Origin of the sequence: Streptomyces sp. NBC_00158, assembly GCF_045160885.1 — a bacterium.
Classification (GTDB): domain Bacteria; phylum Actinomycetota; class Actinomycetes; order Streptomycetales; family Streptomycetaceae; genus Streptomyces.
The window spans coordinates 181473-204902 of the sequence record NZ_CP108163.1; the positions used below are offsets into that span (position 1 = coordinate 181473).

At 72.8% G+C, this 23430-nt stretch carries 22 protein-coding genes; 8 read left to right on the plus strand and 14 right to left on the minus strand.

Annotated elements, in window-relative coordinates; translation table 11 throughout:
- From OG553_RS38300 to OG553_RS38310, 3 genes are read left to right on the plus strand one after another with little or no spacing between them, the layout of a single operon-like run.
- Window positions 1-1116, plus strand: a complete 1116-nt coding sequence (locus OG553_RS38300; protein WP_331719295.1) for an ABC transporter substrate-binding protein — start codon at window positions 1-3, stop codon at window positions 1114-1116.
- Between the two features lie 6 nt (window positions 1117-1122).
- Window positions 1123-1911, plus strand: coding sequence for an ABC transporter ATP-binding protein (locus tag OG553_RS38305; RefSeq protein WP_331719296.1), 789 nt, complete (start codon window positions 1123-1125; stop codon window positions 1909-1911).
- Window positions 1898-2785, plus strand: coding sequence for an ABC transporter permease (locus tag OG553_RS38310; protein WP_331719297.1), 888 nt, complete (start codon window positions 1898-1900; stop codon window positions 2783-2785). Before OG553_RS38305 ends, OG553_RS38310 begins: the two co-directional genes overlap by 14 nt.
- Before the next feature lie 53 nt (window positions 2786-2838).
- Here the strand turns inward: OG553_RS38310 and OG553_RS38315 are convergent, their stop codons facing one another.
- The 3 genes from OG553_RS38315 to OG553_RS38325 form a co-directional block, all read right to left on the minus strand.
- Entirely contained in the window at window positions 2839-3579 is a 741-nt protein-coding gene (locus tag OG553_RS38315) for a sirohydrochlorin chelatase (protein ID WP_331719298.1), read from the minus strand.
- Window positions 3580-3591: 12 nt separating this feature from the next.
- Complete coding sequence (locus OG553_RS38320) at window positions 3592-4413, minus strand: BTAD domain-containing putative transcriptional regulator (protein WP_405983273.1); 822 nt, start codon at window positions 4411-4413, stop codon at window positions 3592-3594.
- A 227-nt stretch (window positions 4414-4640) separates the two neighbouring features.
- Window positions 4641-6059 carry an MFS transporter gene (locus OG553_RS38325; RefSeq protein WP_331719300.1) on the minus strand — a complete coding sequence of 473 codons (1419 nt, stop codon included), beginning with the start codon at window positions 6057-6059 and terminating at the stop codon, window positions 4641-4643.
- A gap of 170 nt (window positions 6060-6229) precedes the next feature.
- Between OG553_RS38325 and OG553_RS38330 the strand changes: the two genes are divergently transcribed.
- Window positions 6230-6829, plus strand: a complete 600-nt coding sequence (locus OG553_RS38330; RefSeq protein ID WP_331719301.1) for a TetR/AcrR family transcriptional regulator — start codon at window positions 6230-6232, stop codon at window positions 6827-6829.
- A gap of 76 nt (window positions 6830-6905) precedes the next feature.
- Here the strand turns inward: OG553_RS38330 and OG553_RS38335 are convergent, their stop codons facing one another.
- The 5 genes from OG553_RS38335 to OG553_RS38355 all read right to left on the minus strand — a co-directional run bounded on the left by OG553_RS38335 (window position 6906) and on the right by OG553_RS38355 (window position 14163).
- Entirely contained in the window at window positions 6906-7367 is a 462-nt protein-coding gene (locus OG553_RS38335) for a nuclear transport factor 2 family protein (protein ID WP_331719302.1), read from the minus strand.
- A gap of 38 nt (window positions 7368-7405) precedes the next feature.
- Window positions 7406-8197: an alpha/beta fold hydrolase gene (locus tag OG553_RS38340; protein WP_331719303.1), complete on the minus strand. Its 792-nt coding sequence runs from the start codon at window positions 8195-8197 to the stop codon at window positions 7406-7408.
- Window positions 8198-8202: 5 nt separating this feature from the next.
- Window positions 8203-9792 carry a long-chain-fatty-acid--CoA ligase gene (locus tag OG553_RS38345; RefSeq protein ID WP_331719304.1) on the minus strand — a complete coding sequence of 530 codons (1590 nt, stop codon included), beginning with the start codon at window positions 9790-9792 and terminating at the stop codon, window positions 8203-8205.
- Window positions 9793-9859: 67 nt separating this feature from the next.
- Window positions 9860-13915 (minus strand): beta-ketoacyl synthase N-terminal-like domain-containing protein, encoded by a 4056-nt coding sequence (locus OG553_RS38350; protein ID WP_331719305.1) that lies wholly within the window; start codon window positions 13913-13915, stop codon window positions 9860-9862.
- Window positions 13916-13929: 14 nt separating this feature from the next.
- Window positions 13930-14163 carry an acyl carrier protein gene (locus OG553_RS38355; protein ID WP_405983274.1) on the minus strand — a complete coding sequence of 78 codons (234 nt, stop codon included), beginning with the start codon at window positions 14161-14163 and terminating at the stop codon, window positions 13930-13932.
- Window positions 14164-14366: 203 nt separating this feature from the next.
- Between OG553_RS38355 and OG553_RS38360 the strand changes: the two genes are divergently transcribed.
- Genes OG553_RS38360 through OG553_RS38375 form a run of 4 tightly spaced genes read left to right on the plus strand, consistent with a single transcriptional unit; the run spans window position 14367 to window position 18511 of the window.
- Window positions 14367-15110: a 2OG-Fe dioxygenase family protein gene (locus OG553_RS38360; protein WP_331719307.1), complete on the plus strand. Its 744-nt coding sequence runs from the start codon at window positions 14367-14369 to the stop codon at window positions 15108-15110.
- A 1-nt stretch (window position 15111) separates the two neighbouring features.
- Window positions 15112-16974, plus strand: coding sequence for a 2-oxoacid:acceptor oxidoreductase subunit alpha (locus tag OG553_RS38365; protein WP_331719308.1), 1863 nt, complete (start codon window positions 15112-15114; stop codon window positions 16972-16974).
- The gene (locus OG553_RS38370; RefSeq protein WP_331719309.1) at window positions 16967-18037 is read left to right on the plus strand and encodes a 2-oxoacid:ferredoxin oxidoreductase subunit beta; all 1071 of its coding nucleotides are present in this window, start codon (window positions 16967-16969) and stop codon (window positions 18035-18037) included. The genes OG553_RS38365 and OG553_RS38370 overlap by 8 nt, the downstream gene beginning before the upstream one ends.
- A gap of 24 nt (window positions 18038-18061) precedes the next feature.
- Window positions 18062-18511 carry a MarR family transcriptional regulator gene (locus OG553_RS38375; protein ID WP_331719310.1) on the plus strand — a complete coding sequence of 150 codons (450 nt, stop codon included), beginning with the start codon at window positions 18062-18064 and terminating at the stop codon, window positions 18509-18511.
- 87 nt (window positions 18512-18598) lie between these two features.
- Here OG553_RS38375 and OG553_RS38380 read toward each other — a convergent pair whose 3' ends face one another.
- From OG553_RS38380 to OG553_RS38405, 6 genes are all read right to left on the minus strand, one after another.
- Window positions 18599-19324: an SDR family oxidoreductase gene (locus tag OG553_RS38380; RefSeq protein WP_331719311.1), complete on the minus strand. Its 726-nt coding sequence runs from the start codon at window positions 19322-19324 to the stop codon at window positions 18599-18601.
- Between the two features lie 92 nt (window positions 19325-19416).
- Entirely contained in the window at window positions 19417-20271 is an 855-nt protein-coding gene (locus OG553_RS38385; protein ID WP_331719312.1) for a cyclase family protein, read from the minus strand.
- A gap of 105 nt (window positions 20272-20376) precedes the next feature.
- On the minus strand, window positions 20377-20697 hold the full coding sequence (locus OG553_RS38390) for a putative quinol monooxygenase (RefSeq protein WP_331719313.1): 321 nt from the start codon (window positions 20695-20697) through the stop codon (window positions 20377-20379).
- Between the two features lie 49 nt (window positions 20698-20746).
- Window positions 20747-22015, minus strand: coding sequence for an MFS transporter (locus tag OG553_RS38395; RefSeq protein ID WP_331719314.1), 1269 nt, complete (start codon window positions 22013-22015; stop codon window positions 20747-20749).
- Between the two features lie 123 nt (window positions 22016-22138).
- Window positions 22139-22339, minus strand: coding sequence for a hypothetical protein (locus OG553_RS38400; protein WP_331719315.1), 201 nt, complete (start codon window positions 22337-22339; stop codon window positions 22139-22141).
- A 47-nt stretch (window positions 22340-22386) separates the two neighbouring features.
- Entirely contained in the window at window positions 22387-23421 is a 1035-nt protein-coding gene (locus OG553_RS38405) for a ketoacyl-ACP synthase III (protein WP_331719316.1), read from the minus strand.
- Window positions 23422-23430: the final 9 nt, after the last annotated feature.

Here is a 23430-nt window from a genome sequence, read left to right on the forward strand (position 1 = left end):
ATGTCCCCACCGCACCGCCGAGGCCCCGTCGCGGCCCTCGCCCTGCTGCTCGCCGCCGCCCTCGCCTCCTGCGGCTACGGATCCCGGGCGGTCGGGGTGCCGGACGCCGCACCGGCCGCCGCCGACGGCGCCGGGAAGCTCTCGGCCGCCGAGGTCCGCGTCGGCTACTTCCCCAACCTCACCCACGCCACCGCCCTGGTCGGCGTACGGGAGGGCCTGATCCGGCGGGAGCTGGGCGGGACCGCCCTGAAGACCACCACCTTCAACGCCGGGCCCGCCGAGATCGAGGCCCTGAACGCGGGCTCCGTCGACATCGGCTTCATCGGCCCCTCGCCCGCCGTCAACGGCTACGTCCGGTCCGGGGGCACCAACCTGCGGATCGTCTCCGGCTCCGCCTCCGGCGGCGTCAAACTCGTCGTGAACCCTCGGAAGATCAAGACCCTGGACGACCTCAAGGGCAAGAAGATCGCCACCCCGCAGCTCGGCAACACCCAGGACGTGGCCTTCCTCGACTGGATCGCCGCACGCGGCTGGAAGGTGGACGCGGCCAGCGGCCGGGGCGACGTCTCCGTCGTCCGCACCAACAACACCGTCACCCCCGACGCCTACCGCTCCGGCGCCGTCGACGGCGCCTGGGTGCCGGAGCCCACCGCGTCCAAGCTCGTCGCCGAAGGCGCCGCCGTCCTGCTCGACGAGCGGGACCTGTGGCCCGGCGGGAAGTTCGTCATCACGAACGTCGTCGTCTCGCAGAAGTTCCTCAAGGAGCACCGGGACGTGGTCCGGGCCGTACTGCGCGGCACGGTGAAGACCAACGAGTGGATCAACGCAGACCCGGACCGGGCCAAGGCCTCCGCGAACGCCGCCCTGAAGACCCTCAGCGGCAAGGAGCTGGAGCCCGAGGTCGTCGACGCGGCCTGGCCGGGGATCCTCGTCACCGACGACCCCCTCGCCACCACCCTGAAGGCCCAGTCCGACCACGCCGTCACGGCCGGCCTCCTGGAGCGGCCCGACCTCACCGGCATCTACGACCTCGGACCCCTCAACGAGGTCCTCGGCTCCCTCGGCAAGCCCACCGTCGACCACGCGGGTCTCGGCACCGCCGACCAAGGAAGGTGACCCGCGATGGCGACCGCCCTGATCAACGCGGAGCACGGCACCGCCACGGCCCGCGCGGCCGTCCGCATCGACCACGTCTCGAAGTCCTTCCCCGGACCCGCCGGCCCCCAGCCGGTCCTGGACGACATCAGCCTCGACGTGGCGCCCGGGGAGTTCGTCACCCTCCTCGGCGCCTCCGGCTGCGGCAAGTCCACCCTCCTCAACCTGGTGGCCGGCCTGGACTCCCCGACCGCCGGGTCCATCGAGACCCTCGGCCGTCCGGCCCTGATGTTCCAGGAGCACGCCCTGTTCCCGTGGCTGACCGCGGGCAGGAACATCGAACTGGCGCTGAGGCTGCGCGGGGTCCCCAAGGCCGGGCGCAGGCCCGAGGCGGAGCGGCTGCTGGAGCTCGTCCGCCTCGGCGGCGCCCACGGCAAGCGCGTCCACGAACTCTCGGGGGGCATGCGCCAGCGCGTCGCCCTGGCCCGGGCCCTCGCCCAGGACAGCCGCCTGCTGCTGATGGACGAGCCCTTCGCGGCCCTCGACGCCATCACCCGCGACGTCCTGCACGGCGAACTCACCCGCATCTGGCAGGAGACCGGAGTGTCGGTCCTCTTCGTCACCCACAACGTGCGCGAGGCCGTCCGCCTCGCCCAGCGCGTCGTCCTCCTCTCCTCCCGCCCCGGCCGCGTCGCCCGCGAATGGGCCGTGGACCTCGACCAGCCGCGCCGCATCGAGGACGCGGCGGTCGCGGACCTGTCCCTGGAGATCACCGAACACCTGCGAGGGGAGATCCGCCGCCATGGCCGCCACTGAACCGGTTTCCCGCGAACTCGGGTCCCGGACCGCCGCCAACGAGCTGGCCGGGCTGGACGCGCTGGAATCCCGCCAGGGAGCACGCGCCCCGCGCCGCCGGGTGCTCCTGGCCAAGGCCCTGCCCCCGCTCACGGCCGTGCTCCTGGTACTGACGGCCTGGCAGGTCCTCGCCCTGGCCGGGGTCGCCGAGGACCACGTCCTTCCGCCGCCGGCCGCGGTCTGGGACAGCCTGGCCGACCTCTGGTTCAAGGGCACCCTCTTCGACGTCCTCTGGACCAGCGTCTGGCGCGGCATGTCGGGCTTCCTGCTGGCCCTCGCCATCGGCACCCCGCTCGGACTGCTCGTCGCCCGGGTGGGGTTCGTCCGCGCCGCCGTCGGCCCCGTCCTGTCCGGCCTGCAGTCCCTGCCCTCGGTGGCCTGGGTACCCCCGGCCGTGCTCTGGCTGGGCCTGGACAACTCGATGATGTACGCAGTCATCCTGCTCGGCGCCACCCCCTCCATCGCCAACGGCCTGGTCTCCGGCATCGACCAGGTCCCGCCGCTGTTCCTGCGCGCCGGCCGCTCGCTGGGTGCCACCGGCCTGCGCGGCGCCCGCCACGTCGTGATGCCGGCCGCCCTCCCCGGCTACCTGGCCGGGCTCAAGCAGGGCTGGGCGTTCTCCTGGCGCTCCCTGATGGCCGCCGAGATCATCGCCAGCAGCCCCGACCTGGGCCTCGGCCTCGGCCAGCTGCTGGAATCGGGGCGCGAGACCTCCGACATGGCCCGGATCTTCCTGGCCATCATCCTGATCCTGCTCGTCGGCATCGCCGTCGAACTGCTGGTCTTCGCCCCGGTGGAACGGCGGATGCTGCGCCGCCGCGGCCTGCGCGGCTGATCCGGCGCCCGCATCGCCCGGTACCCCTCAGCGCCCGGCGCCCGGCGCCCGCGTCAGCCCGTCAGGGCGAGGGCGCCGGCCCGGGCGGCGTCGTACCGCAGCAGTACGAGCCGGGCCAGTTCCGGGGCGGCTCCGAGCACGGCGCCCAGGTGGTCCGCCCCGGCTTCGGCGGCGCCCGCCGCGATCCGGTCCGGGAGCCGGCCGGGGGCCAGGACGTACGGGGCCACCGCGACCCGTTCCGCGCCCCCGGCGCGCAGCGCCCGTACGGCGTCCTCGGTACGGGGGAAGGCGCCGCCGGAGGCGAACGCGGGCCGTACCGCCCGCCATCCGGTGCGCTGCCACCGCCGGGCGATCCCGGCGAGGGAGGCTGCCGCCTCCGGGTCGGCGGTGCCCGCGGCCGCGAGGACCACGGCGGTGTCCGTACGCACCCCCGGGCCGAGGCCGGCCTCGTGGAGCCGGCGTTCCAGTACGGCGGTCAGCAGCGGGTCGGGGCCCAGGACGCGGGCCTGCCGCACCGTCAGGGAGGCCGGCGCCCGGCGCAGTACGCCGGGCAGGTCGACGGAGGCGTGGAAGGCGCGGGTCAGCAGCAGGGGCTGGACCACCACGCTCCGGGCGCCGAGGCGGGCCAGCCGCTCCAGCGCGCCCGGTACGGAGGGCGGGTCGAAGTCCAGGAAGGCCGCGGTGACGGGCAGTCCGGGCCTCGCCGACCGGATCCGCCGGGTGAGCGCGCGTACCGTCCGCGCGTGCCGGGGGTCTCGGCTGCCGTGTGCGACCAGCAGCAGGAAGTCGCCCATCGGGGGCCCCGGCTAGCCCGCGACGAGGGCCGGCACCGGCCAGTAGGGCTCGTCCTGGAGCAGCATCGGGTCGTGGGTCAGGATCGCCCGCTCGTACTGGCTCAGGACGGGGGAGGGTTCGATGCCCTGCGACTCGATCATGTTGTGCCGGCACTGGCGGTAGACCGTCAGCGCGTCGAGCTGCCGGCCGGAGCGGTACAGGGCGCGCATGAGCAGCATGCAGAACTGCTCGTGGTTGGGGTTGCGCGAGTACAGCTCGGTCAGTTCCGGGAGGATCCGTTCGTGGCCGCCGGTGCGGAGTTCCAGGTCGTAAAGCAGAATGAGCGCGGAATTCCGTGCCTCCAGATATCGGGTGGAGGCGGTCCTGCAGATGGGCCCGCCGGCCAGCCCGCCGAATACCGGGCCGCGCCAGCGGGATAATCCCTCGCGCAGGTCGGTGATGTTCTGGCGGTGGTCGGAGAGGGTGTCCGTCCCCGAGCGCGCGTGGATCGCGTCCACGGTGTCGAGGAACACGTAGGCGTCGAGCTCCCACCGGTCGAAGAGGAACTGGTAGCCGGAGGTGCTCGTCACCACCCGGGAGCCCTGGCGTTCGGGCTCGACCGCGGCGAGGGTCCTGCGGACCCTGCTGACCTGCGCCTGCAGGGCGTTCTCGACCTTGTTGGGGGGTGTGGTCCCCCACAGTTCGAGGATGAGGGAGTCGACGGTGACGAGCGATCCGCCGGCCGCGAGCAGGGTCGCCAGGAGCGTCTGCTGCATGGCGCCGCCGAGCCTCACGGCGACTCTCTGTTTCATTATCTCTATGGATCCCAGGACTGAGAACAGCAACACAAACATCTCCCCGCGAGATGGAAAGAGAACGGTGTCGTGTGCGAACTGGTGTTGCTCTGAATTCTTAGTGGACCGATCGGTCCCGACCGTACTTGCTCGGCTGGGGGCGTGTCAATGACACGCCAAAGGCCGTGCAACACGTCCGGCACCGGATGCGGGGGATCCAATGGGTGCGCCGGACGTGCTGCACGGCCGATCGGGGGGAGGGGGCGCCGCGGCGGCGTCCCCTCCGGTCAGGCGGAGGCCTTCTGGCGGTAGCGGGCGGCGCCCGCCAGGGCCACGAGGGTCACGCCGAGGGTGAGGACGGTGACGGTCCACAGGCCGGCCCGGTACGGGGCGATCCCGCCGGTGCTGAGCGAGAAGACGGTCGCGGTGAGCGCGATGACCACGCCGTTGCCGATCTGGGCGCCGGCGTTGAACAGGCCCGAGACCAGGCCCTGCTCGTCCGGTGCGGCCGTGCCGACGGCGGCGATGTTCAGCGCCGGGTAGACGGCGGCGAAGCCGAGCCCGCCGAGGAGCTGCTGCGCGAACAGGGTGACCAGCGGGTCGACCTGACCCATCAGCAGGACCCAGCCCAGGTAGCCGATGCTCAGCAGGACCAGGCCGCCGGTCGCGACCGGCCAGGCGCCGTACTTGGTGACCAGCGCGGCGCCGTAGCGGGCGGTGCCCGCGGTCAGCACGCCGCCGAGCAGGAAGGCGAGGCCGGCCTCCAGCGGGGTCCAGCCCAGCTGCTCCTGGTAGTAGAGGGTCAGCACGAACTGGAAGGAGACGTAGGCGCCGAAGAAGAGCATCGCGATCAGGGACCGGGTCAGCTGGCCCTTGCGGAAGACCGACAGCGGCACCAGCGGGGCCGGGTGGCGGCTCTCGACGACGGCGAACAGCGGGAAGAGGACGGCGGCGGCGATCAGCGAGCCGATCGTCTGGGCGTCGCCCCAGCCGTCGCTGGCGGCCCGGCTGAGTCCGTACACCAGGGCCACCGCGCCCGCCGTCACCGTGACGGCGCCGAGGATGTCGAGGCTGCCGCTCCCGCCCTTCTCCTGCTGCGAGGGGACGACCGACGCGGCGAGCAGCGCGACCAGCACACCGGCGACGGCCGGGGCGAACAGGACGAGCCGCCAGGAGACGCCCGCCATCAGGCCGCCGAGGATGAGACCGAGGGAGTAGCCGGCCGAGGCCACGGCGAGGAAGGTGCCCAGGGCGCGGTTGCGTGACTGCTCGTCACGGAAGGCGTCGAGCAGGATCGCCATGGCGGCGGGTGCGGTGATGCCGGCGCTGACGCCCTTGAGGAGGCGGGCGACCACCAGGACCACGCCGTCGTCGGCGATGCCGCCGAGCACGCTGGCGACGACGAACACCGCCAGCCAGCCGATCAGCAGCTTCTTGCGGTTGTAGAGGTCGGCCAGCCGGCCGCCCAGGAGCAGGAACCCGCCGAAGCCCAGCGCGTACGCCGAGACGACCCACTGGAGTGCGGAGGTCGACATCCCGAGGTCCGCCTGGACCAGGGGGAGGGCCGGTCCCATGCTCGCGATGTCCATCGCGTCGAGGAACTGCACCGCGCACACGACCAGGAGCAGCAGCGGCAGGCTCTTGACCGCGGGGGCGGGCGGTAACACCCGTGCGATGGGGGGAGAGGTCGGGGATGCCTCGGTCATGATCAGACTCCGATCGGAGTGTCGTCGGAAGCAGTGGCTCTACGGAACGCGCTATGCGAACAAATGATGGACCGATCAGTCCTGGACTGATCGGTCCATTTCTAGCGCTCACAAACCCCGGTGTCAAACGTATGCTGGGAACCGCGGGGGAGAGGCGAAGGAGTTGAGACATGGCGCGCACACCGGCACCAGGTACGAGGCGGCGGATCCTGGAAGCCTCGGCCAAACTCTTCGGTGAGCAGGGGGTCCGGGCCGTCGGCATGCAGCAGGTGATCGACGCGACCGGAGTGGGCAAGAGCCTGCTCTACCGCGAGTTCGCCAGCAAGGACGAGCTGATCGCGGCCTGGCTGCGCGAGAGCGACGCGCAGTGGTGGGAGCAGGCCGAGGAGGTCACCGGCCCCCACGCCGGGGACCCGGCCCGTCAGATCCTCGCGCTCATGGAGTTCTTCCACGCCAGCGTCCGCGAGCCCGACTTCCACGGCTGCATCTACTACAACACCTCCAGCGAGTTCCGCGAGCCCGGACACCCGGGCCGCCAGGAGGCGAAGCTGCACCTCAAGGGCCTGCGCAACTGGTTCCGCGACAAGGGCGTCGAGGCCCGCGCCGAGGACCCCGACGCCCTCGCCGACACCCTGATGCTCATCGTCGGGGGCACCCTGGCCAACGGCGAGGTCCTCGGCGACACCGGCCCCGCCCGCATGGCCCTGGCCACCACCGAGCTCGTCCTGCGCCAGTACGCGCCCAACGCCCTGGCGGCCGCCACCCACTGACGGCCCGCCGCCGACGCACCCGGCCCCGCGGCACGAGGACGCCGCGGGGCCGGAGCGCGTCCGGGACCGGTCCACGTCAGGGGCCGCCGGCGCCGGTACGGGTGGGCCGCGCGTGCCGTACGGCCACGCCGTGCTCCTCGTACCCGTCGTTGTACGAGAACGACGAGGGCATCCTGTCGTGGAACTGGTAGTCGGCCTGAATTCGACCGTCCTCGGCGAGCACGACGATGTCCTGACCGGACATCTCCATCTCACCCGTGGCCCCCGAGACCATCACCCAGTTGAACCGGACGACGTCGTGGTGGCCGGTCGCGTTGTTCGAGGACCGGAACTCGTACCCCATCGGGCCGTACACCTCGTGCGTGTAGGCCAGCTGGTCCAGGAGCGCCGCGTGCCCCCGGATCGGATCCTTGCGGTAGAACACGTAGACGCAGTCCGGCGCGTACAGGCCGTACACCATGTCGCGCCTGCGCCGCTCGTCCTTCTCGTTCCACAACGCGACGTAGCGCGCCAGGAGTTCATTGGGTCGGGGCAGCATGACGGGGTACCTCCGGGTTCCGCTGGAACGCCGCCCGCTCAGCGCTCCGCGGCGTACCGCGGCAGCAGCTGGGCCAGGTCGGCCGTGATGGCACGGGCGTGGGCGCTCAGGTAGAAGTGGTCCCCGGGGAAGGTCCGGCACCCCAGGAACTCCGGCGTCCGCCCGGCCCACGACCGCATGGCGCCGGGCGCGAGGAGGGGATCCCCGCGCCCGGAGTAGGCGACGACCGGGCAGCCCACGGCCGCCCCGTCGTCCGAGAAGTCCGCGCACACCGCACCGTCCGCGCCCATCGCCCGGACCGCCCCCGCCAGCTGTTCCGGATCCCCGGCGACCGCCTCCGGCAGCCCGCCCAGCAGGCGCAGCGCCTCCAACGGGTCCGAGGACGGCGCCGCCGGTGCCGAGAACCCCTCCGGGGCCCACCCCGACACCGCCAGCAGCACCGGCGCGGGCAGCCCCCGCCGCTCGGTCTCCACCGCCAGCCGGTAGCCCAGCAGCGCCCCCATCGAGTGCCCGAACACCGCGTACGGGCGCTCGTCCAGCTCGTCCGACACCACCCGGGCCAGCGCCTCCACCAGCGGACCGAGCCGCGTGTACGGGGCCTCCCGCCGCCGCTCCTGCCGCCCCGGCAGCTGCACCGCCCGGCAGGCCACCGACCCCGGCAGCCACCCCGGCCACTCCCGGTACATCGACGCGCCGCCCCCGCTGTGGTGCAGCAGGAACAGCCGCGACCGCGCGTCCGGTTCGGCGTCGGCCGGGTGCAGCCACCGCGCCGCGCCCTGCACCTCGGGCAGCGGACCCGGCGGCGGCCCGGGACCCCGTACGGCGTCCACGGCGGCTAACCGGCGGGCGCGGGCGTCGGCGCGGCGAACCGCTCCCGGAGCACCCGCCGCAGCACCTTCCCGGTGGGGTTGCGCGGCAGCTCGGCGACGATGTCGTACCCGGTCGGGATCTTGAACCCGGCGATCCGGCCGTTCAGGAACCGCAGGAACTCCCGCGGGGTCGCCCCGGCGCCCGCCCGCAGCACCACCGCGGCCCGGACGGCCTCGCCCCAGTCGGGGTGCGGGACCCCGTACACGGAGACCTCCGCCACCGCCGGATGGGCCCGCAGCGCGTTCTCGACCTCCGTGGGATAGATGTTCTGGCCCGCGACGATGACGGTGTCGTTGACCCGGTCGGCGAGGAACAGGTAGCCGTCGGCGTCCACATGGCCCATGTCGCCCATCGACAGCCACTCCCCGGACTCCCCGGACAGGGCCTGCGCGGTCGCCTCCGGCAGCCGCCAGTACTCCAGGAACCGCGCCGGACTGCGCACCACCACCCGGCCCACCTCGCCGGCCGGCAGCTCACGGCCCTCCCCGTCCAGGATCCGCAGCCCGACACCCGGCACGGCACGGCCCGCCGAGCCCAGCACCCGGCTGTCCGCGGTGTGGTCCCGCGGCGCCAGGACGGTCAGGAAACTGCCCGCCTCCGCCGAGGAGTAGCCCTGCGCCAGCTCGCAGCCGAGTACGTCGATGCAGGTCAGCAGCAGCTCACGGTCGATCGGCGAACCGCTGTAGACCACCTTGCGCAGCGACCGGAAGGTCTCGCGGGTCGTCCCCCGCTCGGCCAGCATCATCCGCAGCATCGCGGGCGCCGCCCACAGCGTCGTCACCGCGTGCCGCTCGATCAGCCGGGTCGCCTCGTCGGCGAGGAACTGGCGCATCACCACCGTGGTGGCACCCGCGTTGAAGGAGTGCATGAACCAGCCGAAGCCGGCCGTGTGCAGCCCCGGGAAACAGCTCAGCCCCCGGTCCTCGGGCCGCCAGTCGATCCAGTCCACCCCGGCCGCCCGGGTGTCGGCGATGAAGGTGAAGAACGTCCGCTGCGCCAGCACCACCCCCTTCGGCAGCCCCGTCGTCCCGCTCGTGTACAGCTGCGCGACCGGGTCGTCGAAGCCGGCCCCGCCGCCCGCCGGCGGATCCGTGTCCGGCAGCCCCGCCTTCCAGTCGAGGAACCCGCCCGCCACATGGCCGTCCGAGTCCGACTCCACGACCTGCCGCAGCTCGGGCAGCACCGCCCGCAGCCGGTCCACCAGCGGGCGGAACTCCCGCTCCACGAAGAGCAGTTCCGCCCGCGAGTCGCGCAGCACGTGCTCGACCTCGCCGACCGTCAGCCGCGAGTTCACCGGCACCAGCACCACGCCCGCCTTCGCGCAGCCGAGCGCCAGGTCGTAGTAGCGCTCCGACTCCCGGCCCAGATAGCCCACCCGCGCCCCGGCCGCCAGGCCCGCGGCCAGCAGCGCGTGCGCGGTGCGGTTGCTCTCCCGGTGCAGCTCGGCGAAGGTCAGCGCGCGGTCCTCGCAGATCACCGCGGGCCGGTCGGGCCGGGTCCGGGCGTGCAGCGCCGCGCGGGCGGCGAGGGTCCGGTCCTCCGTACGGTTGTCCATGGGGTTCCCTTGTCCTGTTCGCTCTCGGGGTTGGAGGGGGGCTGGGGTCCGGGCCCCGGCTCCCGGATCAGGCCGCCGGGGGCACGGCGGCCCCGGCCGGTACCGCGTCGGCGGCCAGCCGTACGGACAGCAGCTCGGCGAGCTCCTCCACCGACGGGTGGTCGAAGACCGAGGAGGACAGCAGCGGGATCCGCAGCAGCGTCTGGAGCCGGTTCTTCAGCACGATCGCCGTCAGCGAGTCCACGCCCAGCTCCAGGAAGCCCGCCCGGGTGTCGACGTACTCCGGGTCGTCGATCGCCAGCAGCGCCGCCACCGTCGCGCGGACCAGGGCCACCAGCGCCGTCCGCCGCTCCTCGGCCGGGGCAGCCGCCAGCGCCGCCACGTCCAGGGGCGCGGCCGGGCCCGCCGCCCGCGCCGTCCGCTCGGCGGCCGCCGCCTCCACCGGACGGTCCGGCAGCCGGGTGAAGCCCATTCCGGACAGCTCCGCCACCGGCCGGCCGTCCTCCTCCAGCAGCAGCACGTCCAGGGTGAACGCCGGGTCCGCCGCCGGGTCCTCGGCGCGCGTGACCCGGGCCGCGGAACGCAGCACCGCCCCGCGCGGCTTCTTGAACGCGCGCAGCCGGCCCGCGCTCGTGGCCACGTACCGGCGGCCGTCGTCGGCCAGCGCCGCCAGCGCGTGCGTCGCCCCGTCCAGCAGCGGCGGCGGCAGCAGCCCGTCCCGGGGCAGGCCGGCGCCGGACAGCTCCGTCAGGGCGAAGTCCGGCCCGTACGCCGCCACCCGCCGGGCCCGCAGGAACTGCGGCCCGTACTCCAGCCCGGCCTCCGCGTACGCGGCCTCCACCTGCCCGCCGTCCAGCACCCGGGAGGGCTCGTCGTCCTCCAGTGCCCCGGTCAGCGCCAGCAGCGTCCGGCCCGGGCCCGCGAGCCCGCTGCCCGCGTAGTCGGCCTCCGCCGCGATCACGGCGGTGGCGTGGATCCGCCCGGCGTCCCCGGCTCCGTCGGCGGCCCGGCTGGAGACCTCCACCGCCAGGCTCCCGTCCGGCGCGGTCCGCACCCGGGTCACCAGCAGCACCGGCCGGTCCGACAGGAACAGCGCCTCGTGGAAGCGGACCTCCTCCACCGCCCGGCCCGTGTCCCCGTGGACCTCGTCCTGCACCGCGAGCAGCAGCTCCAGGTAGGCGGCGGCGGGCAGGAAGGCCTGGCCGCCGATGGTGTGGTCGCCGAGGTACGCGGGCTGCGCGGCACTGATCCGCGCCCCGAACTCCCTCGTTCCGTCCGGCTGTCCCTCCCGTACGGTCTCCCGCCCGAGCAGCGGGTGCCCGTCGCCGCCCGCCCCGCGCCGCCCGCCGGGGCGGGCCGGGAGCCGGTACTCGCGCCGGTCGAAGGCGTAGCCGGGCAGCGCGATCCGCCGCCCCGGCCCGTCCGCGTGCACCGCGCCCCAGTCGACGTTCAGGCCCGCCGCGTACGCGCCCGCCAGCGCGGCCTCCAGGGCCGTGCCCGCGGTGTCCTTCGAACGCAGACTGGTCAGCCAGCGGTGCTGCTCCTGCGGTACGCAGCGCCGGGCCAGCGAGGTCAGCGCCGACGACGGTCCCACCTCCAGGAACACGTGCCTGCCGCGCTCCGCGACGGTGCGCACCCCGGCCGCGAACTCGACGGTCTCGTTGACGTGGCGCACCCAGTACTCGGGCGTCGCCAGCTCCCGCGGACCGGCGATCCGGCCCGTCAGGTTCGACACGATCGGCAGCCGCGGCTCGTGGAAGGTGATCCCGCGCAGCACCTCGGCCAGCGGCTCGGACACCCCGGCCATCAGCGGCGAGTGGAACGCCGCCGTCACGTGCAGCTCCGTCACCGTCCGGCCCGCCGCGCGCAGCGCCGCCACCACCTCGGCCAGCGGCCCGGCCGCACCGGACACCACGCACTGCTGCGGGGCGTTGACCGCCGCCACGGCCAGCTCCGGCCGGCCCTCAAGCAGCGGCCGGACCTCCTCCACGGGCGCCGACACCGCCGCCATCGAGCCGGGCAGGCCCTCCGACTCGATCAGCCGGGAGCGGGCGGCGAGGAACGCGACCCCGTCGGCGAGGGTGAACAGCCCCGCCACCGTCGCCGCGACGATCTCGCCGACGCTGTGCCCGATCAGCACGCTCGGCCGCACCCCCCACGACAGCCACAGCCGGGCGAGGGCGTACTCCAGGGTGAACAGGGCCGCGTGCGTGAACGGAGTACGGGCCAGGGCCTCCTCGGCGTCCGCCACCCCACCGAACATCACCGCCGCCACGGAACGCCCCAGCAGCGGCGCGAACAGCGCGTCGCACTCGTCGACGCACCGCGTGAACACCGGGAACCTGCCGTACAGGGCCCGGCCCATGCCCACGTACTGCGAACCGGAGCCGGTGAACAGGAACGCCGTCTTGCGGAACGCGTCGGGCTTCTCCTCGCCCCGGGGCGGCGCGCCCCACCGCTCCAGCCGTTCGGCGAGCTCGGCGGTGGAGGACACGGCCGCCGCCACCCGGTGGCGGAAGTGCGAGCGGCCCGTGGCCCGGGTGCGGCACAGGTCCGCGAGGGCGGTGTCCGGGTGCTCGGCGAGGAAGCGGGCGTACCGGTGGGCCTGGAGCCGCAGCGCCGGCCGCGACTTGGCGGACAGCGTGAACACGTGCCCGCGCTCCTCCCGCTCCGAGGGCTCCTCCCGCTCCGAAGTCTCCGAGGGCTCAGACGGCTCCGGTGCCTCCGGCGCCTGCGGCCGGGCCGCGTGCTCCGCTGCCGCCGGGGGCTCCTCCAGCACCGCCACCGCGATCGCCCCGGCGACCCCGAAGCCGTTGACCGTGGCCCGGCGCACCGGCGCCTTCCACGGACGCTCCCCGTCCGCCACCTCGATCGGATAGTTCTCCCACGGGATCCGCCCGGACAGGTTCCGCCACACGTGCGGGAAGAACGTCCCCGCCCGCATCTGCGTGATCACCTTGATCACCGCGCCCAGCCCGGCCGCGGGCTCCATGTGCCCGAGGTTGGCCTTCAGCGAGCCGATGACCAGCGGGTCCGCCCTGTCGTGCGAGGCGCCGAACACCCCGTTGACGGAGCCCAGCTCGATCGGGTCGCCCAGCGGGGTCCCCGTCCCGTGCGCCTCCACGTACTGGACGTCGCCCGGCTCCAGCCGCGCGTCGGCCAGCGCCGCCCGCATCACGGCCTCCTGCGCCGTGCCGTTGGGCGCGCTCAGCCCCGCGCTCTCGCCGTCCTGCCCGATCGCCGTCCCGCGTACGAGCGCCAGCACCCGGTCCCCGTCCGCCAGCGCGTCGGAGAGCCGCTTGAGCACCAGCGCCCCGCAGCCCTCGGCGCGCGCGTAGCCGTCCGCGCTCTCGTCGAAGGTCTTGCAGTGCCCGTCCGGGGCCAGCATCTGCGCGTGCGAGAGGATCACGTACGAGCGCGGGTTGTGCAGGGTGTTCACCCCGGCGCACAGCGCGATCCCGCACTCCCGGCGGCGCAGCCCCTCGACCGCCAGGTGCAGGGCCGTCAGCGACGCCGCGCACGCGGTGTCCGTCGTCAGGCTCGGGCCGCGCCAGCCCAGGAAGTACGAGAGCCGCCCCGACAGGGAGTACGCGCCCAGCCCGGTCGTCAGGCTCCCGTCCAGCTGCTCGTCCGAGAGGCCCTCCAGCTCCAGCGCGAAGTCCAGCGGGGAAGCGCCCACGTAGACGCCGCCGTCGCCGTGCCGCAGCCCGGCCGGGTCGATGCCGGCGTCCTCCAGGGCCCGCCACACCGTCTCCATCAGCAGCCGCTGCGCCGGATCGATGAAGGGGGCGTCCTTGGGCGGAATGTTGAAGAACTGCGCGTCGAATTCGTCTATGCGGTCCAGAAAACCACCGGCGACCGCGGTGACGGAACCGTCGGACACCTCCGGAACCCAGCGGTCGCGCGGCAGCGGACCGATACCGGAGCGCCCCGCCCGGAGAAAGGAATCGAGCTCCTCGACGGAATTGTTGCCACCGGGCAGTCGCATTCCGATTCCGACCACGGCGATCGGCTCGTGCTTCTCGGAAAGGAACCGCCCGATCTCCTTTTCCTGCCTGCGGACGGTCTCCTCCGCGGCGTCGAGCCTTTCCTTCAGATCCCGCTCTTCCGGAGTTCCGGGCACGGCGGCCGCCCCTCTCAATTCGCTTCGAAGATGTCGGCCAGGACGTCCGAGGCCAGATAGTCGGTCAGCCGCTCGACGGTGGGCTGGTTGAACAGGGCCGTACTGCTGATGCCCCGCCCCAGCCGCTCCTCCAGCCGCTGCTTCACCATGGTGAGCAGCAAGGACGTCATGCCCAGCTCGAAGAAGCTGTCCTCCAGCGGCAGCTCCTCGTCATCGGGCATGAGCAGCGCGGTCCTGAATTCCGCCACGACGATTTCTTCCAGGACCGTCCGGCGTTCCGACCTGGGCGAGGCCACTAATTGATCCGTCATACCGGTCGAGTGAAGCACAGCGCCCGTGACGGTCTGCTGACGCCCTCCTGACCCGCCGGACCCGTCAGTTCAGCGTCAGCACCGCTGTGGGAACCTCGGCGGAGCAGCAGTGCGTGAGATCCGGCGTGGAGGAGCCAACAATGCAGACCGAAGCACGGGAAGAACTGCGGGCCAACGGATATTCGTTGCTCCCGGCCGACCGGCTCGTCACCGACGCCGAATCGAGGCAGTACTTCAAGGAACTCGCCGCCGAATGGGAACACCTGGAGACCGACCGGTACCTCAAGGGCGGCTCCCGTTTCCGCGAGCGCCGCTACGACCGCTTCTTCTTCGTGCCCCGCACCGGAGAGGTCCGGCTGCGCCCGCACCGCCCCTACTACCAGTCGATGAACGCCAACGACTACGCCGGCGGCATCGACCGCGACGTGGCACCCCTCAGCCGCGCCACCCTCGCCAACCCGCTGCTGACCCGGCTCCTGCGCGCCGACTTCGAGAAGTTCCCCGTCCCCCGGGACTCCTGGCTGGACGACCCCTGGGACGTCCAGTGCCACCAGTTCCGGATCATCAGCACCCCCGACGAGACGGGCGAGCCCACCCCGGAGGGCCCGCACCGCGACGAGGTCGACTTCGGCGCGATCCACCTGATGGGCCGCTTCAACGCCCGGGGCGGCGAGTCCCAGGTCTACAGCCTGGAGAAGGAGCTCGTGACCGAGTTCTGCCTCACCGACCCGATGGAGACGATGTTCTGGGCCGACGCCCAGATCCTGCACGCCGTCCGCCCCATCCACCCCGTCGACCCGGCGAAGGCGGCGGTGCGGGACGTGCTGATCCTGGGCTTCAAGCACGAGCCGGAGCTGCGCCGCGAAGAGCAGGACGCCGCCTGACATGGTGACGACTTCCCAGATCCGCCGTGTCGACCGCGTGGTCATCCGTTTCGCGGGTGACTCGGGTGACGGTATGCAGCTGACGGGTGACCGTTTCACCTCGGAGACGGCGTCCTTCGGCAACGACCTCTCGACGCTGCCGAACTTCCCCGCCGAGATCCGGGCCCCCGCCGGGACCCTGCCGGGCGTGTCCTCGTTCCAGTTGCACTTCGCGGACCACGACATCCTCACGCCCGGTGACGCGCCGGACGTGCTGGTCGCGATGAACCCGGCGGCGCTGAAGGCGAACATCGCGGACGTGCCGCGCGGCGCGGAGATCATCGTCAACACGGACGAGTTCACCAAGCGCCCCATGGCCAAGGTCGGCTACGAGACCTCCCCCCTGGAGGACGGCTCCCTGGACGCCTACCGCGTCCACGCCGTCCCCCTCACCACCCTGACCGTGGAGGCCCTCAAGGACTTCGGGCTGACCCGCAAGGAGGCCGAACGCAGCAAGAACATGTTCGCCCTCGGTCTCCTGTCGTGGATGTACCACCGCCCGACCCTGGGCACGGAGGCCTTCCTGCGGAAGAAGTTCGCGAAGAAGCCCGGCATCGCCGAGGCGAACGTGGCGGCCCTGAAGGCCGGCTGGAACTTCGGCGAGACCACCGAGGACTTCGCCGTCTCCTACGAGGTGGCCCCGGCCACCAAGGCCTTCCCCGCCGGCACCTACCGCAACATCTCGGGGAACCTCGCCCTCTCCTACGGCCTGATCGCCGCCGCGCACGCCGCCGACCTGCCGCTCTACCTCGGCTCGTACCCCATCACCCCGGCGACGGACATCCTGCACGAGCTGAGCAGGCACAAGAACTTCGGCGTGCGGACCTTCCAGGCCGAGGACGAGATCGCCGGCATCGGCGCCGCCCTCGGCGCGGCCTTCGGCGGCTCGCTCGCGGTCACCACGACCTCAGGACCGGGCGTCGCCCTCAAATCGGAGACCATCGGCCTCGCCGTCTCCCTCGAACTCCCCCTCCTCATCGTGGACATCCAGCGCGGCGGGCCGTCCACCGGGCTGCCGACCAAGACCGAGCAGGCCGACCTCCTCCAGGCCATGTACGGCCGCAACGGCGAGGCCCCCGTCCCGGTCGTCGCCCCCAGGACGGCCGCCGACTGCTTCGACGCCACCCTGGAGGCCGCCCGCATCGCCCTCACCTACCGCACCCCGGTCTTCGTCCTCTCCGACGGCTACCTCGCCAACGGCTCCGAGCCCTGGCGCGTCCCGCACCCCGACGAACTGCCCGACCTGCGCACCCGCTTCGCCACGGGCCCCAACCACACCCTGGCGGACGGGACCGAGGTGTTCTGGCCGTACAAGCGGGACCCGGAGACCCTGGCCCGTCCGTGGGCGGTGCCGGGCACGCCGGGGCTGGAGCACCGGATCGGCGGGATCGAGAAGCAGGACGGCACGGGCAACATCAGCTACGACCCGGCCAACCACGACTTCATGGTCCGCACCCGGCAGGCCAAGATCGACGGCATCCGGGTCCCCGACCTGGAGGTCGACGACCCGGACGGCGCCCGCACCCTCGTCCTGGGCTGGGGCTCCACCTACGGCCCCGTCACCGCCGCCGTCCGCCGGCTGCGCCAGGACGGAGGGGCGATCGCACAGGCCCACCTGCGCCACCTCAACCCCTTCCCCCGCAACCTCGGCGACGTCCTCGCCCGCTACGAACGGGTCGTCGTCCCCGAGATGAACCTCGGCCAGCTCGCCACCCTCATCCGCGCCCGGTACCTGGTGGACGTCCGCTCCCACACCCAGGTCAACGGCATGCCGTTCAAGGCCGAGCAGCTCGCCACGGTCCTGAAGGAGGCCATCGATGACTGAGGCACTGCGCCTGATCCCCAGGGCGGAGGCGAAACTCGCCGCCAAGGACTTCAAGTCGGACCAGGAGGTCCGCTGGTGTCCGGGCTGCGGGGACTACGCGGTCCTGGCCGCCGTCCAGGGCTTCATGCCCGAGCTCGGCCTCGCCAAGGAGAACATCGTCTTCGTCTCCGGCATCGGCTGCTCCTCCCGCTTCCCGTACTACATGAACACCTACGGAATGCACTCCATCCACGGCCGCGCCCCCGCCATCGCCACCGGCCTCGCCACCTCCCGCCGCGACCTCTCCGTCTGGGTCGTCACCGGCGACGGCGACGCCCTCTCCATCGGCGGCAACCACCTCATCCACGCCCTCCGCCGCAACGTCAACCTCAAGATCCTCCTCTTCAACAACCGCATCTACGGCCTCACCAAAGGCCAGTACTCCCCCACCTCGGAACTCGGCAAAATCACCAAATCCACCCCCATGGGCTCCCTCGACGCCCCCTTCAACCCCGTCTCCCTCGCCCTCGGAGCCGAAGCCTCCTTCGTCGCCCGCACCGTCGACTCCGACCGCAAACACCTCACCGAGGTCCTGCGCCAGGCAGCCGACCACCCCGGCACCGCCCTCGTCGAGATCTACCAGAACTGCAACATCTTCAACGACGGCGCCTTCGACACCCTCAAAGACCAGGAACAGGCCAAAGAAGCCGTCATCCGCCTCGAACACGGACAGCCCATCCGCTTCGGCACCGACGGCAACAAGGGCGTCATCCGCAACGAACGCACCGGCGACCTCGAAGTCGTCGAGGTCACGCCCGCCAACGAAACACGGATCCTCGTCCACGACGCCCACGCCCCGTCCCCCACCAACGCGTTCGCCCTCTCCCGCCTCGCCGACCCCGACACCCTCCACCGCACACCCATCGGCGTCTTCCGCAGCATCGAACGGCCCGTCTACGACACCCTCATGGCCGACCAGCTCGAAACCGCCGTGGAGCAACACGGAAAGGCGGACCTCGCCGCACTCCTCGCCGGCGCCGATGCATACGTTCTCGGACAGTCCGCAGAGGGCGTACAACAATAAGGCATATGAGGGTAGGCTTGTCCCATGGTGAACTCGGAACAAGAGCGCGTGGGACAGCGCATCAAGCGGCTGGAGCAGGAGCTGACCGCCGCCAAGCACGCGGCGCTGCGCCCGTTCAAGATCAACGTTCCGCAGTACGGCGTGCTCTACGAACTCTCGCGGCAGTCGGGGCTCTCCGGCGCGGCCCTCGCCCGCCGCTGCATGGTCACCCCGCAGACCATGTCCTCGGTGCTCTCCAACCTGGAGGGCCGCGGCCTCGTCGAGCGCACCCCGCACCCGATCCACCTCCAGATCCTCGAAGTCCGCCTCACCTCCGCCGGGAAGACGCTGATCCGCGAGGCCGACGTGGTGGTCGAGGAGATCGAGCAGCTGCTCGACGCCAGCTTCGCCCCCGGCGAGGCCGCGCCCTTCCTGGAGCAGCTGGAGCGCTGCGAGAAGGCGGTGGCCGCGTGGAGCCCGAAGACGAAGTCCTGAGGGACGAGGGCGAGGACGCGGACGGAGGCGGCGGCCGGCCCCCATGGGGGCCGGCCGCCGCCTCCGTCGTACGCCCGCCGTGCGCGGCTACCAGTCGACCGGACCGGCGTCGTCGAAGAAGCCGCCCGTGGGCCCCTCCTCGCCGAGGGTGGCCAGGGCGACGACGATCCGGGCCCCCTCCTCGACGGTACGGGTCCCCTGGTGCCCGTTGAGGTCGGTGGCCACGTACCCGGGGGTGGCGGAGTTGAACTTCAGCGGGGTGCCCTCGAACTCGCGCGCGTAGTGGAGGGTCAGCGAGTTCAGCGCGGCCTTGGAGGAGTTGTACGCGAGCAGCAGCCGGTGCGGGGACCCGAAGTCGGCGGCCTTGGCCAGCGATCCGAGGCGGCTGGAGAGGTTGACCACCCGTCCCGCGGGCGCGCGGCGCAGCAGCGGCAGCAGGGCGTGGGTGGTGGCGATGACGCCGAGGACGTTCGTGGCGTGGATCCGGGCGGCCAGGGCGGCGGTCGTCGCGCTCGGCGGGAGGTCGTCCTCGACGACGCCCGCGTTGTTGACCAGTACGTCGAGCCGGCCGTACGTCTCCTCGACGGCGACGGCAGCGGCCCCGACGCTCTCCTCCCGGGTGACGTCGAGGGTGAGGACGCGGGCGTCGACGCCGTCCTGGCGCAGGCCGGCCGCCGCGCGCTCGCCCCGGGCGGTGTCGCGGGCGCCGACGAGCACGGTCATCCCGCGCAGGCCCAGCTGCCGGGCGGTCTCCCGGCCTATTCCCTTGTTGGCGCCCGTGACCAGGGCGACCGTGCGGGGGTGCTGCGTCATGGTGGTTCTTCCTCCTGACACGCGGAGTCCGGCACCGGCCGCGCCGGTGCCGGACTCCGCTGCTGTGGTCCGTCGTGGGTCTGCCGGGCGGCCTAGTAGATGCCGAACATCCGGCACGGGCCCGCGAAGCCCTTGCGGTGGCGGATCATGCCGATGATGGCGGTGGCGCCGATGTCGGGGACGGTGTGCAGGTTCGCGATGTTCTCCACGCCGTAGCGCAGGTCGCCCAGCACGATCCGGTGCGCGCCGGGGTCGTCGATCTGGAGGTTCTTCGAGGCGTCGAGGCTCGGGGTGTCGGTGCCCGCGGCCACGATGCCGCGCTCGCGGACCAGGAGTTCGGCCGCGTCGAAGCCCAGCCCGGGGAAGTGGGGGACCCCGTCGGAGTCGCGGTTGATGTACGCGCCGGGGGTGTCGATCCGGGGGCACCAGTTGGAGTCCATGACGACCAGGGCCCCGTCCGGGATCCGGCCGTGGCGGCTCTCCCAGGCGAGGATGTCGTCGGCGGTCAGGGTGGTGTCGGGGTCCTTCGCGGCGCGGTCGCCGATGCGGATGACGACGAGCGGGGCGATGAGCCGGTCGACGGGGATCTCGTCCGTGTAGACGGGGCCGTCGACGAGGTGGGCCGGGCCGTCGACGTGGGTGCCGGTGTGCTCGTCGATCTCCAGCTTGTTGGCGTTGAAGCCCTCGGAGGCTATGTCGGCGAAGTGCTGGATGTTGGGCTTGAGGACGATGGGCTCCAGCACGGGGAAGTCGTTGCCGAAGGCGTGCGTCAGGTCGCTGACCCGGCTGCCCCGGATGAGCGGGGCGGGGGCCTTCGGGCGCTCGGCCGGCCGGGCGCCGTCCTGGCCCTGGGCCGGGTCGGACGCGGCGTTCGCGTCGGCGGCGTGGCCGGCGCAGCTGTGTCCGGGCTCGCCGTGGACCAGCTCCATCACCTGGGGGCTGCACATGGGACGGGGTCTCCTTGGGTGGGTCGGAGGGGGAGGGGGAGGAGGAGGGGGCCGGGCGGCGGCCGGGTGGGGGACCGGCCGCCGCCCGCGGGGGAGGGGAGGGGCTCAGACGGCGGCGGTGTCCAGGACGGCGGTGTCCACGACGCGGGTGCCGCGGATCAGCCAGGTCGGGCCCTGGGCGATGCCGTCGATGCGCTCGAAGAACTTGGCGAAGTGCGGTCCGGACATGTGCCGGTCGAAGGAGGCGGCGTCGTCGTAGACCTCGTCGAGGTAGAAGCGGTTGGGGTCCACCTCGTCCTCGACGAGTTCGAACCGCTGGGTGAACGGTTCGTCCACGGCCGAGTCGCGGGCGTCCGCGTGGGCGGCGGCGATGAACGTCTCGCGGTGCTCGGGCTGGACGTCGAAGGCGACGGCGACGTGGTACATCGGAGTACTCCTGGGGGTGGGGACGTACGGAACGGGGTGGACGGGACGGTCAGTCGCGCAGGGCGGGTGCCTTGGGCGCCGCCGACGCGGCCACGGGGGCGGCGGCCGGCACCGGGGCGGCGGTCTCGCCGCGGCGGCGCGGGCGCACGGCCCGGTCGCGGCCGGAGCGCAGTCCGAGGACCAGCTCGGGGAGGGTGAAGGCGGCCAGCAGGACCAGGGAGACGGTCCAGCCGCCGGTGGCGCCGTGCAGCAGGCCGAGCAGCAGCGGGCCGGCGATGCCTCCGGCGAGGTAGCCGATCGTCTGCACCATGCCCGAGAGCTGGGCGGCGGTCTGCGGGTTGGGCGAGCGCATGCCGATGAAGGTCAGCGCCATGGCGTGCCCGGCGCCGAGGGTGACACCGAGGACGGCGACCCACAGGGCGGCCGCGGCCGGCAGCCACAGCAGGCCCAGCAGGCTCACCGCGCCGGCCACCGCGATGGCGACGACCATCGGAGCGGTTCCGCCCCGCCCGACGAGGATCGGGGCGAACAGGGCGCCGGGCACGCTGACCAGCATCGCGACGGAGAGCAGCGCGCCGGAGGAGGAGTTGCTGTAGCCGAGGTCGGCGAGGATGGTGGGCAGCCAGCCCAGGGCGGTGAAGTACACCAGGGCGCGCAGCGCCAGGTAGCCGGTGACCTGCCAGGCCATGGCGTCGCCGAGCAGCGAGCCCTGGTCGGGGGCGGGGCCGGTGGCCGCGGCGGGCTTGGAGCCCTTGAGCATCGGCAGCCAGGCGACGAGGCCGACCACGGCCGGGACGACCCACAGGGCGAGGGAGCCGCTCCAGCTGTCGGTGGCGTCGCGCAGCGGGACGGCGAAGCCGGCCGCGAGGGCGGCGCCGGCGCTGAGGATGCCCGTGCCGATGCCGGTGAAGAGGCGCACCCGGTCGGGGAACGCGCTCTTGATGACGGCCGGCATCAGGACGTTGCCGATGGCCAGGCCCGCGCCGGCCAGGGCGGTGCCGACGAACATGGCCCAGACGGCGTGGTCCAGCCGGAGCAGGATGCCCGCGATCAGGAGGACGAAGCCGAGGACCAGGGCGCCGGGGGTGCCCATGCGGCGGGAGAGGGCGGGGGAGACCGCCGCGAAGATGCCCAGGCACAGCACGGGCAGGGTGGTGAGCAGACTGATGGCCGAGTCGCTGAGCGCGAGGGACTGCTGTAAGTCGTCGAGTACGGGCGAGACGCTGCCGATGGCGGGGCGCAGGTTCAGCGCCAGCAGGCTCAGCCCCACGGTCGTGGCCACGGTGCTCGCGCGGGTACCTGATCGGTGGTCGGACACGGAGCTCCTCCTAACCGGGAACATGAAAGGGGTACGGGGGTACGGTTTCGATGCAGTAGATGATGCGTGATGACCATAAGATGTCTTACATCTGGGTGTCAATCGATTGGTGTAAGAAACCTGTCAGTTCGGGGGCGCGCCGGCCGTGACCGGCCCGTCCCCGAACAGCCTGGTGTGCAGGGACAGTTCCACGGCGTGCCGCAGTACCGCCCGCCGGTGCCGGGCCGTACGCGCGCGCAGCAGCGCCCGGACGTCCGCCTCCTCGTCCGTCCCGGCGGAGGAGGAGCCGGGGCCGTACGCGCTGTCGAAGGTGTGCGTGTCCATGGCGGTGCCTTTCCGGAACGGGGTGGGAGGGGCGGTGCGTTGCGGGATCAGCGGGCGGCGGCCAGCTCCTGCGTACGCGGCCGGGCGCAGGCGGTGGGAGCCCAGTCGGCCAGGACCGCACCGACCGTCATCCCGCCGCCGAACCCGGCCAGCAGGACGCTGTCCCCGTCGGCGAACAGCCCCTCGCGGTGCGCGAGGTCCAGGGTGACGGGGACGGAGGCCGAGCCCGTGTTCCCGTACCGCTCGATCGCCAGGTGCATGGTGGCCCCGGACAGGCCGAGGTCCGGCCACACCTCGCCCAGCATCACCGCGTTGGCCTGGTGCGGGACGAAGTGCCGGATGTGCTCGGGACGCGCCCCCGCCTTCGCCAGCAGGTCGTGCAGCGCGCCCGGCAGGTTGTCCTGGACGAAGCTGCGCACACCGCGCCCGTCCATCCGGAAGAAGTGCGCGCCCTCGCGCAGCGTGCGGTCGTTGGCCGGCATCCGGCTGCCGCCCGCCGGAACGCTGATCAGCCGGTACTGGTCCCCGCGCGTGAGCAGGCTCGTCTCGCGTATGCCCCGGTCCGCGGCGACCGTGCCGAGCAGCACCGCCCCGGCCCCGTCACCGAACAGGATGGCGGTCTTGGGGTCCGAGTAGTCCAGGATCCGGGAGTAGATGTCCGCGCCGATGACCAGGGCGTGCCGCCCCGGCTCGGCGGCCCGCAGCAGCCGCTCCGCCACCGTGGTGGCGTACACGAAGCCGCTGCACACGGCGTTGATGTCGAAGGCCGCCGCGTTCTGCGCCCCGATCAGGTGCTGCACGATGCTCGCCGTGGCCGGCTGCGGGTGGTCGGGCGTGGACGTGGCCAGCACGATGTACGCCACGTCCCGCGCGTCCACGCCCGCCTGTTCGAGGGCCGCCCGGGCCGCCCGCGCGGCCAGGTCGGAGGTGGCGTCGCGGTCGTCGGCCCGGCGCCGCTCGCGGATGCCGGTCTTGCGCACGATCCACTCGTCGGTCACCCCCGAACTGCGGGCGATCTCCTCGTTGCCGACGACCGTGGGCGGCAGATAGGAGCCGGTGGCCAGGATTCCGATGCGATTCATGGTCTCTCC

What these genes read in the sequence shown, in the direction of transcription:
- OG553_RS38400 (WP_331719315.1), bottom strand. Translation starts at nt 22,339, where the DNA reads ATGGACACGCACACCTTCGACAGCGCGTACGGCCCCGGCTCCTCCTCC.
- OG553_RS38330 (WP_331719301.1), top strand. Translation starts at nt 6,230, where the DNA reads ATGGCGCGCACACCGGCACCAGGTACGAGGCGGCGGATCCTGGAAGCC.
- OG553_RS38390 (WP_331719313.1), bottom strand. Translation starts at nt 20,697, where the DNA reads ATGTACCACGTCGCCGTCGCCTTCGACGTCCAGCCCGAGCACCGCGAG.
- OG553_RS38310 (WP_331719297.1), top strand. Translation starts at nt 1,898, where the DNA reads ATGGCCGCCACTGAACCGGTTTCCCGCGAACTCGGGTCCCGGACCGCC.
- OG553_RS38335 (WP_331719302.1), bottom strand. Translation starts at nt 7,367, where the DNA reads ATGCTGCCCCGACCCAATGAACTCCTGGCGCGCTACGTCGCGTTGTGG.
- OG553_RS38385 (WP_331719312.1), bottom strand. Translation starts at nt 20,271, where the DNA reads ATGTGCAGCCCCCAGGTGATGGAGCTGGTCCACGGCGAGCCCGGACAC.
- OG553_RS38365 (WP_331719308.1), top strand. Translation starts at nt 15,112, where the DNA reads ATGGTGACGACTTCCCAGATCCGCCGTGTCGACCGCGTGGTCATCCGT.
- OG553_RS38325 (WP_331719300.1), bottom strand. Translation starts at nt 6,059, where the DNA reads ATGACCGAGGCATCCCCGACCTCTCCCCCCATCGCACGGGTGTTACCG.
- OG553_RS38315 (WP_331719298.1), bottom strand. Translation starts at nt 3,579, where the DNA reads ATGGGCGACTTCCTGCTGCTGGTCGCACACGGCAGCCGAGACCCCCGG.
- OG553_RS38360 (WP_331719307.1), top strand. Translation starts at nt 14,367, where the DNA reads ATGCAGACCGAAGCACGGGAAGAACTGCGGGCCAACGGATATTCGTTG.
- OG553_RS38405 (WP_331719316.1), bottom strand. Translation starts at nt 23,421, where the DNA reads ATGAATCGCATCGGAATCCTGGCCACCGGCTCCTATCTGCCGCCCACG.
- OG553_RS38345 (WP_331719304.1), bottom strand. Translation starts at nt 9,792, where the DNA reads ATGGACAACCGTACGGAGGACCGGACCCTCGCCGCCCGCGCGGCGCTG.
- OG553_RS38320 (WP_405983273.1), bottom strand. Translation starts at nt 4,413, where the DNA reads ATGTTTGTGTTGCTGTTCTCAGTCCTGGGATCCATAGAGATAATGAAA.
- OG553_RS38305 (WP_331719296.1), top strand. Translation starts at nt 1,123, where the DNA reads ATGGCGACCGCCCTGATCAACGCGGAGCACGGCACCGCCACGGCCCGC.
- OG553_RS38375 (WP_331719310.1), top strand. Translation starts at nt 18,062, where the DNA reads ATGGTGAACTCGGAACAAGAGCGCGTGGGACAGCGCATCAAGCGGCTG.
- OG553_RS38370 (WP_331719309.1), top strand. Translation starts at nt 16,967, where the DNA reads ATGACTGAGGCACTGCGCCTGATCCCCAGGGCGGAGGCGAAACTCGCC.
- OG553_RS38300 (WP_331719295.1), top strand. Translation starts at nt 1, where the DNA reads ATGTCCCCACCGCACCGCCGAGGCCCCGTCGCGGCCCTCGCCCTGCTG.
- OG553_RS38380 (WP_331719311.1), bottom strand. Translation starts at nt 19,324, where the DNA reads ATGACGCAGCACCCCCGCACGGTCGCCCTGGTCACGGGCGCCAACAAG.